General features: G+C 61.8%; 14 protein-coding genes and 1 CRISPR repeat array (1 of these 15 only partly in view). Of the genes, 12 read left to right on the top strand and 2 right to left on the bottom strand.

The genetic code is table 11. The annotated features are described in order from the left end of the window. Positions 1-221: 221 nt before the first annotated feature. Positions 222-851, bottom strand: coding sequence for a phosphoadenosine phosphosulfate reductase domain-containing protein (locus T5B8_RS05705; protein ID WP_293627772.1), 630 nt, complete (start codon positions 849-851; stop codon positions 222-224). A gap of 243 nt (positions 852-1094) precedes the next feature. Between T5B8_RS05705 and ettA the strand changes: the two genes are divergently transcribed. Beyond that, positions 1095-2756, top strand: coding sequence for an energy-dependent translational throttle protein EttA (ettA, locus tag T5B8_RS05700; RefSeq protein WP_293627770.1), 1662 nt, complete (start codon positions 1095-1097; stop codon positions 2754-2756). Positions 2757-2857: 101 nt separating this feature from the next. Here ettA and T5B8_RS05695 read toward each other — a convergent pair whose 3' ends face one another. Then, positions 2858-3067, bottom strand: coding sequence for a hypothetical protein (locus tag T5B8_RS05695; protein ID WP_293627768.1), 210 nt, complete (start codon positions 3065-3067; stop codon positions 2858-2860). Between the two features lie 231 nt (positions 3068-3298). On the opposite strand from T5B8_RS05695, the gene T5B8_RS05690 reads away from it, so the two are divergent. The 11 genes from T5B8_RS05690 (at position 3299) to cas2 (ending at position 13881) form a co-directional block, all read left to right on the top strand. Next, positions 3299-4054 carry an SRPBCC family protein gene (locus T5B8_RS05690; protein ID WP_353176976.1) on the top strand — a complete coding sequence of 252 codons (756 nt, stop codon included), beginning with the start codon at positions 3299-3301 and terminating at the stop codon, positions 4052-4054. Next, positions 4051-5232, top strand: a complete 1182-nt coding sequence (locus T5B8_RS05685) for a zinc-dependent alcohol dehydrogenase (RefSeq protein WP_353176974.1) — start codon at positions 4051-4053, stop codon at positions 5230-5232. The genes T5B8_RS05690 and T5B8_RS05685 overlap by 4 nt, the downstream gene beginning before the upstream one ends. Before the next feature lie 437 nt (positions 5233-5669). Then, positions 5670-5855: a hypothetical protein gene (locus T5B8_RS05680; protein ID WP_006915305.1), complete on the top strand. Its 186-nt coding sequence runs from the start codon at positions 5670-5672 to the stop codon at positions 5853-5855. Continuing rightward, complete coding sequence (locus tag T5B8_RS05675; RefSeq protein ID WP_353176972.1) at positions 5843-6154, top strand: type II toxin-antitoxin system RelE/ParE family toxin; 312 nt, start codon at positions 5843-5845, stop codon at positions 6152-6154. Before T5B8_RS05680 ends, T5B8_RS05675 begins: the two co-directional genes overlap by 13 nt. Positions 6155-6259: 105 nt before the next feature. Continuing rightward, complete coding sequence (locus tag T5B8_RS05670; protein ID WP_353176971.1) at positions 6260-8527, top strand: CRISPR-associated endonuclease Cas3''; 2268 nt, start codon at positions 6260-6262, stop codon at positions 8525-8527. 28 nt (positions 8528-8555) lie between these two features. Further along, entirely contained in the window at positions 8556-9224 is a 669-nt protein-coding gene (gene cas5c, locus T5B8_RS05665; RefSeq protein WP_353176969.1) for a type I-C CRISPR-associated protein Cas5c, read from the top strand. Next, positions 9221-11029 carry a type I-C CRISPR-associated protein Cas8c/Csd1 gene (gene cas8c, locus T5B8_RS05660; RefSeq protein ID WP_353176967.1) on the top strand — a complete coding sequence of 603 codons (1809 nt, stop codon included), beginning with the start codon at positions 9221-9223 and terminating at the stop codon, positions 11027-11029. Before cas5c ends, cas8c begins: the two co-directional genes overlap by 4 nt. Next, entirely contained in the window at positions 11026-11895 is an 870-nt protein-coding gene (cas7c, locus tag T5B8_RS05655) for a type I-C CRISPR-associated protein Cas7/Csd2 (protein WP_353176965.1), read from the top strand. The genes cas8c and cas7c overlap by 4 nt, the downstream gene beginning before the upstream one ends. 7 nt (positions 11896-11902) lie before the next feature. Then, the gene (gene cas4 / locus T5B8_RS05650; RefSeq protein ID WP_353176963.1) at positions 11903-12538 is read left to right on the top strand and encodes a CRISPR-associated protein Cas4; all 636 of its coding nucleotides are present in this window, start codon (positions 11903-11905) and stop codon (positions 12536-12538) included. Then, on the top strand, positions 12535-13575 hold the full coding sequence (gene cas1c, locus T5B8_RS05645) for a type I-C CRISPR-associated endonuclease Cas1c (RefSeq protein ID WP_353176961.1): 1041 nt from the start codon (positions 12535-12537) through the stop codon (positions 13573-13575). The genes cas4 and cas1c overlap by 4 nt, the downstream gene beginning before the upstream one ends. 15 nt (positions 13576-13590) lie before the next feature. Continuing rightward, positions 13591-13881, top strand: coding sequence for a CRISPR-associated endonuclease Cas2 (gene cas2, locus T5B8_RS05640; RefSeq protein WP_006915296.1), 291 nt, complete (start codon positions 13591-13593; stop codon positions 13879-13881). Positions 13882-14075: 194 nt separating this feature from the next. Further along, positions 14076-14905: a CRISPR direct-repeat array (repeat unit 34 nt; unit sequence GTCGCGGCCCCGCGCGGGCCGCGCGGATAGAAAC); it runs 1937 nt beyond the window's last position.

Raw genomic sequence — 14905 nt, 5'->3', positions numbered from 1 at the left:
AGCTGATGGGGAAAAGTACGCTAACTCACGCGTTTTCACACAGCCTGGGACGCGACGAAACGCGTAGACGCACGAAAGACGGATTAGCTGACGGAATCGGCGCGTCAACACACGTGCCGGTTCGTATCCCTGATCGAGTGCGCACAAAAAAGGCCGCAGGCGAAACGCCTGCGACCTTTTTCGTTGTACGCCGCTAGTACAGCGGCGCTTTAAAGACCCGACTATGCCGTAAAGCGGTTATGCAGGCCGCATTCGCGGTTACCCAGCACCTTGGTCGGATCGTAGTAGTTGGTTTCGTTGGGCAGGCCGTGCTTCTCGCGATAGGCCGCCATGTCGTCGGCGGTCCATTCAAGCACCGGCGCGACCTTGACCACGCCGCCCGGCTTGTCCTGGGAGACGATATCCATGTTCTTGCGGAATTCCGTCTGGTCGCGACGTACGGCGGTCAGCCACACGTCCGGCGCCATCGCTTCCATGGCCCGACCGAACGGCTCCAGCTTGACCTGACGGGTGAACTCTTCGTGCTGCGGATCGTCCACGTCCGGAATGCCCATGAGCGCATCGCGACGGGCCGCCGAGGACAGCGGGTTGAACACGTGAATGTTCAGCTTGAGGTCTTCGATGAGCTTTTCGGCGAACAGGTAGGTCTTGCGCGTGGCATAGCCGGAATCGATCCAGACTACGTCCATATCCGGCTGGACCTGGGTCGCCAGATGCAGGATCACCGCCTCGTCCGGGCCGAAGTTGGTGGTGACGATGGTCTTGCCACCGAGGCCCACCGCCCATTCGACGATTTCCTTGGGATGCTTGCCGGCGAGTTCGGCATTGGCTTTGGCGACATCGACTTGCATGCTGCTACCTCGTTTGAATTGGTTCGCGCGACTCACGCCACGAGCGACGCATCGCAGCGCGCGACTACGTATGGCGCTTATGATAAGCGTGATTGCGTTATTTTAAAGACGCTTTCTTAGACTGATCCGGAATAAGGATATTTGCCCGGACACATAATCCCCGCGCGATTGCGCTGATTCGGCATTCAGTCGCACCGCGTGTTGGCTTACACTGACGACCCTTTGACACAGGCCCGCGAAACCATGGCTCAGTACATCTACACGATGAACGGCGTCGGCAAGGTCGTGCCGCCGAAAAAACATATCCTTCGGGATATCTATCTGTCCTTCTACCCGGGCGCCAAGATCGGCGTGCTCGGCTACAACGGCGCCGGCAAGTCCACCCTGCTGCGCATCATGGCCGGTATCGATACCGAGATCGAAGGCGAGGCACGGCCGATGCCCGGCATCAATATCGGCTATCTGCCGCAGGAGCCGCAGCTGGACGAATCCAAGGACGTGCGCGGCAACGTCATGGAAGGCCTGGGCGATATCGCCGACAAGCTGGCCCGCTTCAACGAAATCAGCGAAGCCTTTGCCGACCCGGACGCCGACTTCGATGCCCTGCTGACCGAACAGGCCGAGCTCCAGGAAGCCATCGATGCCGCCGACGGCTGGGAAATCAACAACACGCTGGATCGTGCCGGCGAAGCGCTGAACCTGCCGCCGTGGGACGCCGACGTCTCCAAGCTCTCCGGCGGCGAGCGCCGTCGCGTGGCCCTGTGCCGGCTGTTGCTGTCCAAGCCGGACATGCTGTTGCTCGACGAGCCGACCAACCATCTGGACGCCGAATCCGTCGCCTGGCTGGAACGCTTTCTCAAGGATTTCTCCGGCACGGTCGTCGCGGTCACCCATGATCGCTACTTCCTCGACAACGTCGCCGGCTGGATTCTGGAACTCGACCGCGGCCACGGCATTCCCTACGAGGGCAACTATTCCTCCTGGCTGGAGCAGAAGGAAAAACGCCTCGAACAGGAACAGAAATCCGAGGACGCCCACCAGAAGGCCATCAAGGCCGAGCTGGAATGGGTACGCTCGAACGCCAAGGGCCGCCAGTCCAAGTCCAAGGCGCGCCTGAAGCAGTTCGAGGAATTGCAGTCCAAGGAATACCAGAAGCGCTCCGAGACCAACGAGATCTATATCCCGCCGGGCCCGCGCCTGGGCGATCTCGTGTTCGAAATGAACAACGTCACCAAATCTTATGGTGACCGCACGCTCTACGAAGACGTATCGCTCAAGGTGCCGCAGGGCGCGATCGTGGGCATCATCGGCCCCAACGGCGCCGGCAAGACCACGCTGTTTCGCATGCTCAACGGCGAGGAACAGCCGGACTCCGGCGAAATCCGCGTCGGCGATACCGTTGACCTGGCCTATGTGACCCAGTCGCGCGAAGAGCTGGATTCGTCCAAGACCGTGTGGGAAGAAGTCTCCAACGGTCAGGACATCCTGCAGATCGGCAACTACGAAATCCCGTCGCGTGCCTATATCGGGCGCTTCAACTTCAAGGGTTCCGATCAGCAGAAGCGTGTGTCGGAGCTCTCCGGCGGTGAACGCAATCGCCTGCAGCTGGCCAAGCTGTTGCAAAAAGGCGGCAACACCCTGCTGCTCGACGAACCCACCAACGATCTGGACGTGGAAACCCTGCGTGCGCTCGAAGAAGCGCTATTGCAGTTCCCGGGTGCTGTGCTGGTGATCTCGCATGATCGCTGGTTCCTCGACCGTATCGCCACGCATATTCTGGCGTTCGAGGACGACGACGTGGTGTTCCTGGAAGGCAACTATCAGGACTACGAAGCCGACCGCAAACGCCGTCTCGGCAATGCATCCGAAGGCTCGGCCAAGGCCAAGCACCGCAAGCTGGCCTGATTGCCCACTGCCTCAACGGCACGAAAAAGCCCCGGTCGATTATTCGGCCGGGGCTTTTTCGTTCTCGGCTTCAGCCGGACAGCACGAGCGGATCGCGTCAGTCAGTCGAACAGCGAGCGCAGCGAGGCGCGAACCCGGTCGAAAAGCGAGCGCCGTCTGCGCGGCGCCGGACCATAGTGCAGCAGCGCGCCGAGTACGACCGCCGTACCCACAACAGCCGCGCCGGTAATCACCGGATGCCGACAGACTTCATCCACGACACGCGATGCAGTCAGCGGCCGGCCGTTGCGGCGTTCGAGTCCCGTATCCATAACCTCTCCCAGAGCTCTACAGAGCCATTGCAAAATCGGCGGGCCCACCCGCCAGCCAGCGCCCGGCAAGCCGTGACCGCCCGTATTCGAGTGATTCGACCGACGCGTGAGCCAGTCGAACCCTAGCCGAGTGTAACCCCGGCCACGCCGAAATCATGTCAGGACTTCCACCGACGCGTTCTCACGCGCGGCGCGCTACATTGAGGCTCGCCAATCGCATGGAGCGCGCGCATGACCTCACAACGGCCGATCGACTATCGCAGCGACGACGATTCACATCTGGACAGTGCCAGAGAGCGCGAAAAACAGCGCGCACTGGCGCTTGCCGCAAGCGTGGGTTCGCTCATGGTGGGCATGCGTCGCGGCGGCCTTTCCGGGCTGGCGCTGGGCGCGTTCAGCGGCTATCTGGCCTATCGCGCCTCGACCGGGCGCGGGCTCAAGGGCACCGGCCGCTCGCTCATGCAAGGCGCCGAGCGCACGCTGACCGGCCATCGAGCCGGCCCGCTCGAACTTTCGGCGGCCGTCACTATCGCCCGCCCGGGCGAAGAGTTATATGCCTTCTGGCGCGACTTCACGCGCTTGCCTGCCATCATGAACTCGATTACCGCAGTCGAGAATCTGGCTGACGGCCGGTCGCGCTGGCAGGCGGAAACACCCTTGGGCGGCGCCTACGAATGGGAGGCGGAAATCGTCGAGGACGTGCCGGGCGAAAGGATCGTCTGGCGCAGCCTCGAAGGCTCGGACGTGCCCCAGACCGGCGAGATCCGGTTCGTCCCGGCGCCGGGCGGACGCGGCACCCAGGTCGAACTCAAGCTGCGCTACGAGCTGCCGCACGGCCTGCTGGCCGCCGCCCCGCTGGGTTTCGTCAACGCTCTGTCGCGTGAGGCGGTGCGCGAGGATCTGCGTCATTTCAAACAGGTGATGGAGGCCGGCGAAGTACCGACCGCCGCCATTCATACCACGCCGCGCGAAGGAGTCATCCGATGAAAGCGGTATGCTGGCATGGCGCGCAGGACATGCGCGTCGACAACGTGGCCGATCCGCAGATACTCAATCCGCGCGACGCCATCATCAAGGTGACCTCGACCGCCATCTGCGGTTCCGATCTGCATCTCTACGGTGGCTTCATGCCCGGCATGCAGGCCGGCGACATCGTCGGCCACGAGTTCATGGGCGAAGTCGTCGAACTCGGCTCGGCGGTCACCAACCTCACCGTCGGCAATCGTGTGGTCGTACCGTTCACGATCGCCTGCGGTCAGTGTTTCTTGTGCGACAGCGGCTATCACTCGCTGTGCGACAACTCCAACCCGAACGCCGGCGTGGCCGAGAAGATGTGGGGCCAGTCGCCTTCCGGGCTGTTCGGATATACCCATATCCTCGGCGGCTATGCGGGCGGCCAGGCGGAGTATGTGCGCGTGCCCTATGCCGATGTCGGCCCGATGGTCGTGCCGGAATCGGTGTCCGACGAACAGGCACTGTTTCTCACCGATATCTTTCCCACCGGCTATCAGGCCATCGCCCAGTGCGATATGCAGCCCGGGGATACCGTCGCCATCTGGGGCTGCGGGCCGGTGGGCCAGTTCGCCATCGCCAGTGCCAAAATGCTCGGCGCGGCCCGTGTGATCGCGATCGATACCGTCAACGAACGCCTCGACATGGCCGCCAGGCAACACGGGGCGGAAACGCTCAACCCACGCGACGTCGGCAACACGCTACAAATCGTCGAAGCCCTGCGGGACATGACCGCCGGGCGCGGCCCGGACATCTGCGTGGACGCGGTCGGCCTGGAAGCCCACGGCGTGGGCCTCGAATACTGGTACGACAACGTCAAGCAGAGCCTGCAGATGGAGACCGCGCGCCCGATCGTGCTGCGCCAGGCGATCATGGCCTGTCGCAAGGCCGGTACGGTATCCATTCCCGGCGTTTATGGCGGCATCGCCGACAAGATCCCGGTCGGCGCGCTGATGAACAAGGCGCTCACCATCAAGACCGGTCAGACCCATGTGCAGCACTATCTGCAGCCGTTGATGGATCACGTCGAACGCGGCGATATCGACCCGAGCTTCGTGATTACCCACCGCATGCGCCTGGACGAGGCACCCGAGGCCTACGACATGTTCCAGGCCCGGCGCGACAACTGCATCAAGGTGGTCATGCAGCCTTGAGCCCGATCAGCGGTCGCGGGCTCTGGTCGAGCGGCGACGCGGACTTTAATTTGGACGCCGCTTCGACAAAACCGGCCCGGCCACGTGATTTCACCCCATCAGTACGCGTTATGTTATCCGTTGCTAAGGCCTGTTGAGGTTTCATACGAGTCCGCGCCAAGCGCTGTTTTGCGCCAAGACGAGGCGTAGCGCGCGCCGCGCAGTGATTCTGCGCAAGCGTGCTAGAACGCTGGATTGCCGCAAAACAGCGCTTGTCCCGTAGGGTTGGGCCGCAAATCGCGCCCTGCGGCGTTGCGAGTCTTGATCGTGGCACGCCACGATGCTTCGACTCGCGCCTTGCAGGACACGATTTGTGGACACCAACGCGGCGCTCGTATGAAACCTCAACAGGCCCTAGGAGTTAAACTGCTCGTCGAGATTCAATACCGGAGTGTGCAATGGCCACCGCTAAAGAAGACCTAGAGCAATTCCTTGCAGCGCAACCGGCCGATACGTCTAAGGAAGAGCTGATACGCGAGCTTGCTTTCGAGTTGATGGTGCAGCGGGGAATAGCCGATTCCGATGACGGCAAAACGATATCGAACGATGAAATGCAGCATCGGATCAAGTTTTGGCAACAATAAACTGGACGCGCGAAGCCGGGCTTTGGCTACGTGATATCTACGACTACATATCGCAAGATAACCCATCGGCCGCAGCGTCGGTCGTCAATGGGATATATGAACGAGCGCAAGTGCTGATATCGCACCCAGAAATTGGGCATAGATACGAAAGAGTAGAAAACCGAGATATTCGGATTCTGCTGTACGGTCACTATCGAATCGTTTATTTGATCAAGCACAATGGCGATATCGACATATTAGGCGTCTTTCATGGCGCCATGCAGACCAGCCGGTATTTATTCGATGGGAATAGAACATAACGAGGCGCTGCAGTTGACCGCCCAAAGCGCTGCCGCGCTTCGGGTTCTCTGCGCGGCCTTCGGCTGCTCCGGCGGCAACTGAGCGTTGGCGATAAGGGGGCTGGCGTGTTCTATGCGCATTCCACGGAGTGCAGCGATGCCCGCGACTGGCAGAGACTGGCGGACCATCTACAGGCCGTAGCCGATCTGGCAGCCAAGCGCGCAGCACGCTTTGGCTGGGAGAATGCCGGGCGCGCGGCCGGACTTCTGCACGATCTAGGCAAATACAGCCCGGCTTTCCAGCGACGCCTGAGCGGCAGTGGCGAACGCGTCGACCATTCCACGGCCGGCGCACTCGAAGCAAAGACACGTTTCCCCGACGGCCTCGGTCATCTGCTGGCTTATGCGGTTGCAGGCCATCATGCGGGCCTGGCCAACGGCCGGGACGCGGGCACGCGCACCCCGCTGTCCGATCGCCTGGTCGCCGATCTACCCATCTTGAGTAGGCGTTGGCGCGAAGAACTCGTGCTACCAGACTCGTTACATCCAGACGGCGCCTTTCATCAACGGCGTGACCGCCCCTTTTTCCAGATGGCGTTTCTCACGCGCATGTTGTTTTCCTGCCTCGTGGACGCCGATTTCATCGAAACCGAGACGTTCTATACCGTCGTGGCGGGCGATGCACCGCCCGAACGCGGCAACCCGACGTCCTTGTCCACGTTGCGCGACGCTCTGAATACCCATCTGGACGAACTGGCGGTCAAAGCACGTAAAAGCCCGGTCAACGAGCGACGGGCCGACATCCTCCACCACGTACGCGCGGCGGCCCCCGAGCCGCCCGGCCACTTCAGCCTTACCGTACCCACGGGCGGTGGCAAAACACTGGCATCACTGGCCTTCGCTCTCGACCATGCCATCGCCCACGGCATGGATCGCGTGATCTATGTGATTCCGTTCACCAGCATCGTCGAACAGAACGCAGCCGTTTTTCGCGACGCCCTCGGCGCATTCGGCGAGGACGCCGTGCTCGAACACCATAGCGCCTTCGACGACGACAGCCGCCGCGGCCGCCAAGATCGCCACAGCCGGGACAAACTCAAGCGCGCCAGCGAGAACTGGGATGCGCCAATCGTTGTAACCACGGCGGTGCAATTCTTCGAAAGCCTGTTCGCCGCGAAAACATCGAAAGCACGCAAATTGCACAACATCGCAAACAGCGTCGTCATTCTCGATGAAGCACAGACGATGCCGCTTGCCTTGCTGCGGCCCAGCGTGGCCGCACTCGACGAGCTGGCGCTCAACTACCGCACCAGCATCGTACTGTGTACGGCCACCCAACCGGCGCTGGAAGAAACCGACAGCCCCGCACACAGTTTTACCGGCGGGCTACGTGATGTGCGCGAGCTGGCACCCGATCCCCACAGCCTCGCCCAGCAGTTCGAGCGCGTGACGGTTCGCCATATCGGTACGCTCGACGATGATGGCTTGACCGAAGAATTGCTCGATTGCGAACAAGCACTGTGTATCGTCAATAACCGTCGGCACGCGCGTGCGCTGTACGAATCCATCGGCGACTCCCCTGGCGCCTATCACCTGACCACGGCGATGTGTGCCGTACATCGACGCCAGATCCTGGCCGAAATCCGCGAGGTGCTTGCCTCCGGCTCGCCCTGTCGCGTGGTATCGACCTCGCTCATCGAAGCCGGTGTCGACATCGATTTTCCGCGTGTGCTGCGTGCCGAGGCCGGTCTGGACTCGATCGCCCAGGCCGCCGGTCGTTGCAACCGCGAAGGCCGATACAAACGTGACATAAGCGAAGTCCGTATTTTTGCGACGTCCAACGAAGACTGGGCGCCGCCGCCGGAACTCAAACAGTTCGCCCAGGCCACGCGCGAAGTCCTACGCGCCCATGGCGAAGCCCCGCTCGCGCCGGCCGCTATCACTGCCTATTTCCGGCTGCTCTACTGGCAGAAAGGCCCACAAGAACTCGACAAGCACGACCTACTCGGCCAGATCGAAACCGCCCAGCTGGACGGTTTGCCGTTCGACATGCTGGAACAGAAATACCGACTGATCGAAAACACGCAACGGTCGGTGATCATCCCCTACGACGACCGGGCCCGCCGCGCGATCGCTGGTCTGTCGCACGCCGAGCGCGTTGGCGGCATTGCGCGCGCGCTACAGCCCTACACGGTGCAGGTGCCGATCAAGGGCTTTCACGCACTCGAACAGGCCGGCGTTATCGCAGCCATCGAGCCGGACCGGTTCGGCGATCAATTCGTCGTACTGATTGACGAGCACCCGGGCGAACTCAACACAAATAGCTATGACCCGAATGTGGGCCTGAACTGGTCCGATCCGACCTATCGCTCGGCGGAGTCAAATCTCTGGTAGGGTCGATAAAAATGCTCGGGGGAGCACGATGAGCTTTGGAATACGGCTACATGTCTGGGGCGAGCGGGCCTGTTTCACCCGCCCGGAACTCAAGACCGAGCGTTTTTCCTATGACGTAATTACGCCCTCGGCGGCTCGCGGCATTCTGGAAGCGATTCACTGGAAACCGGCGATTCGCTGGTGCATCGACCGTATCCATGTGCTGAAGCCGATCCGCTTCGAGTCCATAAGACGCAACGAAGTCGCCGGCAAGACCCCGAAAGGTCATATCAGCAAGGCCATGAAAAATGGCCGCACCGACGAACTGCGCTACTACGTTGATACCAACCGCCAGCAGCGCGCCTCGACGATTCTGCGTGACGTCGGCTACGTCATCGAAGCGCACTTCGAATTCACGGCCCGCGCCGATAATAGCGACAGCGCCGGCAAGCATCTGGATATCTTCAACCGCCGCGCGCGGCAGGGCCAGTGCTTTCATATGCCGTGTCTCGGCACACGGGAATTTCCGGCCGCCTTCGAGTTGATCGAATCGGACGACGCCATGCCCGAAGTCGATGCTGCGCTGGCCGGCGAACGGCAATTCGGCCTCATGCTCCACGATATCGATTTTGCCAACGGCAAGACACCGCGCTTTTTTCGCGCAAGCATGGTCGATGGGGTGATCGAGGTGCCGCCGTTCGCCGAGGCGCTCGCATGATCCTGACCGCCCTCAACGACTATTACCAACGGCTGGCTGCACAGCAGCAGGTGCCTCAGCCGGGTTTCTCGGCTGAAAACATCAGCTTCGCACTGGTCTTTTCGGCCGCAGGTGAACCACTGCAAATCGACGACCTGCGCATCCAGGACGACAAAGGCAAGTTCCGCCCACGCCCGCTATACGTGCCAGTCGATAAACGGCGCACCTCCGGCATACATGCCTATGTCGGATGGGACAAGACAGCCTATGCCCTCGGCGTCACCGCCGGCGACGGCAAACGTCTTGCGGACGAACACGAAGCCTTTAAACAACGTCAGCGCAATCTGTTTGCTGACAGCGACGATCCGGAACTCCGCGCATTTCTTGCATTGCTCGACGCCTGGCAACCGCCCCGGTTTCATACGTTGCCCGGCTATCACGAGGACCTTTTGGACAAGAACCTCGTTTTCAGACTCGACGGCAAACAGCACTTTGTGCACGAGCATCCGCCCATGCGTGCGTCATGGAACGAAACATTTACCGTGCAAGACAGCGACCACGGCCCCTGTCTGGTCACCGGCGAACACGCACCGCTGGGCCTCGACCACCCGGCGATTCGCAACGTCAACGGTGCCCAGAGTTCGGGGGCTTCCCTTATCTCTTTCAACGCCGGCGCGTATGAATCCTACGGCCACAAGGGTCAGGCCAACGCCTCCATCTCGAAGCAAGCCATATTCGGCTATAGCACCGCACTCAACCATCTACTGCGTCGCGACAACGACAATCATCAGCGCCTGACCATCGGCGATGCGACGGTCGTATTCTGGGCCCAGGCCGCCGACACCTCCCGGGCCGAGGCAGCCGAAATGTTTTTCAAGGCGCTCAACGAGCCGCCGACCGACGCACAAGAAGCCGCGCGACTGGGTTCCGCGCTCGCGCAGGTTGCCAATGGGACGGCGCTGTCCGAAACCGATCTGGGTCTGGCCGGCGACACCCAGTTCTTTGTGCTCGGCCTGGCGCCCAATGCCGCGCGGTTGTCGGTGCGCTTCTGGTGCGTGAACACGTTGGAACAACTAACCCGTCACTTCGCTCGCCATCGCCAGGACCTCATGTTGGATCCGCTGCCCTGGAAAGGCGCCCTACCGCCGATCTGGCGTCTGCTGTATGCCGTTGCCCCCAGCCGTGAGGGGCGTGCCAAAGCCGAGGACATTCCACCGCATCTGGCTGGCGAGATCGCCCGGGCCATATTCACCGGACAGCGCTATCCGCAGTCGCTATTGTCCAATCTCGTCATGCGTTTTCGAAACGACGGCGATATCAGCGGCATCCGGATCGCACTATGCAAGGCCGTGCTCACACGAAACACGCGCCTGGCCGCCGGACAACAATCATCAATCGAGGAGATCCCCGTGAGTCTCGACCCGCATTCCACCCACCCCGGCTACCTGCTGGGACGGCTGTTCGCCGAACTGGAAAATGCCCAGGCACGGGCGGTCCCGAACACCAACGCCACAATTGCCGACCGCTACTACGGTGCAGCCTCGGCAACGCCGGCCAGCGTATTCCCGCTGCTATTGCGCAACGTCAAGAATCATCTGGCCAAGCTGCGCAAGGGCAATGAAAAAGACCAGGCGATCGCCGGCGCCATCTCGCGCAGTATCCGCGAGATCGTCGATGGTCTCGACGAGCGACTACCAAAGAGCCTGAAGATCGAGGATCAAGGCCGGTTCGCCATCGGCTACTACCATCAGACCCAGGCACGCTTTAACAAGAAGAAACAGGGCGAAAATACTGAGACGCCAGAGGACCAGGGAGACGCACAATGACCGCCATCGCCAACCGCTATGAATTCGTGCTGCTGTTCGACGTCACTAACGGCAATCCCAACGGCGACCCCGACGCCGGCAACATGCCGCGGCTCGACCCCGAAACCAATCAAGGGCTGGTCACCGACGTCTGCCTCAAACGCAAGATCCGTAACTACGTGGAGCTCGAGCAGGAGGACGCGCCCGGTTACGCGATCTATATGCAGGAAAAATCGGTCCTCAACGACCAGCACAAGAAGGCCTACAACGCGCTCGACATCAAACCTGAGCCGAAGAAGCTCCCAAAGGACGTTGCCAAGGCGCGCGAACTGACGGCCTGGATGTGTGGCAATTTCTTCGACGTGCGGACATTCGGTGCCGTCATGACCACCGAGGTCAACTCGGGCCAGGTCCGCGGGCCCGTGCAGATGGCCTTTGCCAATTCCATTGACCCGGTCGTACCTATGGAAGTGTCAATCACCCGAATGGCCGTCACGAATGAAAAGGATCTCGAGAAAGAACGCACCATGGGCCGTAAACATATCGTGCCCTATGGCCTCTATCGCGCGCATGGCTATGTATCGGCCAAGCTAGCCGAGCGTACCGGGTTTTCCGAGGACGACCTGCGCCTGCTCTGGCGTGCGCTGATCAACATGTTCGAGCATGATCGTTCGGCCGCCCGAGGCGAAATGTCGGCACGCAAACTCATCGTGTTCAAGCACGACAATGCCCTCGGTAACGCCCCCGCGCATACGCTCTTTGATCGCGTTCACGTCGGTCGCGTTGAAGGCGAGGCCAATACGCCGGCTCGTCACTACGCCGATTACACCGTGACAATCGATCGCGACAATCTGCCCGAAGGCGTTACAGTCGAGGAAATGCTCTAGGTGATCCATGAGCGAAACGGGCATCACGGTGCCGATCTCGGCGCTGCAGCACTATCTGTACTGTGACCGCCAGTGTGCGCTCATCCATATCGAGCGCATCTGGCAGGAAAACCGTCATACCGCCGAGGGCCGGCTACTGCATGAACGCGCAGATCGCTACGGCCACGAACAACGCCGCGGCGTGCATACCGCCATGGCGTTGCCGCTGGCGCACGAAACATTGGGCCTGATCGGCTATGCCGATGTCGTCGAGTTCGATGACACGAGCGAACAGCCTATCGTCCGACCGATCGAGTACAAACGCGGTCGGCCCAAGGCCCACCGCGCCGACGAAGTACAGTTGTGCGCCCAGGCACTCTGTCTGGAAGAAATGCTCGGGGTCACGATCGAAAACGGCGCGCTTTTCTATGGCCAGACCAAGCGCCGCAAGGACATCGTCTTCGACTCCGCGCTACGCACGCTTACCGAAAACACTGCCCACGAAACGGCCCAATTGCTTGCCCAAGGCAAAACACCTCGCGCGATCTACGACGCAAAAAAATGCGATCGCTGCTCGCTGATCGACGATTGCCGGCCAAGGGCCATGTCGGCCCACCAAAGCGTCGCACATTGGCTATCCGAGCAGATAACGCCGCGCCCATGAGAAAGCTACTCAACACGCTGTACGTAACGAGCGAAGGCGCCTGGCTCAAGAAGGACGGCGCCAATATCGTCATGATGATCGAAGGCCAAGAGCGCGGCCGCCTGCCCGCCCATATGCTCGAATCCCTGGTCTGTTTTGGGCGCACGCTGGTGTCCCCGCCGCTCATGGCGTACTGCTGCGAACAAGGCATCGCGATCAGCTACTTCACGCCGAACGGTCGATTCCAGGCACGTGTCGAAGGTCCGGTCTCCGGTAACGTGCTGTTGCGACGCGCCCAGTATCGCGCAACCGATGACCCAGCCACCTGCGTTCCCGTCATCCGCAATCTGTTGATAGGCAAGATTCACAACCAGCGTGCCGTCGCGCACCGACAACGACGCGACCGAGCCAAACAATTGGGCGACGATCATCGCAGGGCGCTCGACACAACGATCCGTACGCTTGAGCGCATCAGAGACAAACTGCTCGATACCCACGATGCCGACGTATTGCGGGGATTCGAAGGTGAAGCCGCCCAGCGCTACTTCGCCAGCTTTCCAGCGCTAATCAATCGCGACGATCCCGCGTTCGAATTTTCCGGGCGCAATCGGCGACCGCCGCGTGATCGGGTGAATGCCGCGCTCTCGTTCGTCTACACCCTACTCACGCACGACTGTCGCTCCGCACTGGAACAGACCGGCCTGGATACGGCAGTCGGCTTTCTGCACCGCGACCGACCCGGCCGTCCCAGCCTGGCGCTCGATCTCGCCGAAGAGTTTCGCCCGCTGATTGCCGACCGCCTCGTGCTCACGCTGATCAACCGGCGCCAACTCAAGGCGCGCGACTTCTCCGTTTCGGAAAGCGGCGCGGTGCTACTGACTGAGGACGGACGTAAAACCGTGCTCACGGCCTACCAGGAACGCAAACGCGAAGAACTCGTCCATCCGTTTCTAGACGAGCGCGTACCGCTCGGACTCGTACCCAGCATCCAGGCGCAGTTGCTCGCACGCCACCTACGCGGCGACCTCGACGCCTACCCTCCCTTCATCCGCGGGTAAAGGAGCAATCTTCAGATGATGGTACTCGTGAGCTACGACGTCGCCGTAACCAGCAGCGACGGCCCGCGGCGATTGCGCCGCGTCGGCAAAGCCTGCCTGGATTACGGCCAGCGCGTACAGTACTCAGTGTTCGAAATTGAAGTCGAACCCGATCAATGGGTCAAACTCAAAAGCCGTCTGTGCGATATCATCGACGAAGAGACAGACAGCCTGCGCTTCTACTTCCTGGGGCGCGAATGGCAGCGCCGTGTCGAACATGTCGGCGCCAAACCGGTACGCGATCTTAACGCGCCCCTCATCCTCTGATCCTGCACCTGAATCGTGCGCGCGAACCCCAAGCGTACCCAGTAACCCCGGCAGGTTCGCCGATCTTTAACAAGCTGGAAAACAATTCGTTATGCGACCAGCTGTCGCATAACCGGCGAAATTCGTTCAATATCGCCGCGGTTCGCACCAAGGCAGGTTCTAACGTATTAGAAACAGTCGATTGGACGGACCGAGTCGCGGCCCCGCGCGGGCCGCGCGGATAGAAACACCCCGTCGCGTCTGCGCGATATGGGCCTGTTCGTCGCGGCCCCGCGCGGGCCGCGCGGATAGAAACCAGCTATCCACCGAACTGGATCAGCAGGGCAAGGTCGCGGCCCCGCGCGGGCCGCGCGGATAGAAACCCGGCTTTCGTCAGGCCGTGGAGGATGGCCACTGGGTCGCGGCCCCGCGCGGGCCGCGCGGATAGAAACCAAACCGTCAACAGCGATATCGCCAGCCGCGCGAGTCGCGGCCCCGCGCGGGCCGCGCGGATAGAAACCTGTGCATCGTGTCAGCCGTCTCGATGCAGCCTAGTCGCGGCCCCGCGCGGGCCGCGCGGATAGAAACCCCAATTGGCGGGACGATGATGCATGTCAAGCGCGTCGCGGCCCCGCGCGGGCCGCGCGGATAGAAACAGTCACGCGGAAAGCCGGGTCAGAGCGCAGCTCGTGTCGCGGCCCCGCGCGGGCCGCGCGGATAGAAACGACACGACCGGCAATGATGTCGTCGAGCGCCCGCGTCGCGGCCCCGCGCGGGCCGCGCGGATAGAAACCAGCCACGGTGGGCAGGCGCGTCTGGCGCTGAGCGTCGCGGCCCCGCGCGGGCCGCGCGGATAGAAACCCAGGCGGTGGCGTCGTCGATCTGGTCGATACGAGGTCGCGGCCCCGCGCGGGCCGCGCGGATAGAAACCACGCCAACACCGGCTCGCCGGCGCCTTCGGCCGGTCGCGGCCCCGCGCGGGCCGCGCGGATAGAAACCGGGTCTGGGTCCGCGCCATCGTCGAGATGCTTGCGTCGCGGCCCCG

The organism is Salinisphaera sp. T5B8, assembly GCF_040361255.1.
Lineage (GTDB): Bacteria > Pseudomonadota > Gammaproteobacteria > Nevskiales > Salinisphaeraceae > Salinisphaera.
Note: the sequence above shows the minus strand (reverse complement) of the source record. Positions and strands in the feature narration are given on the sequence as shown.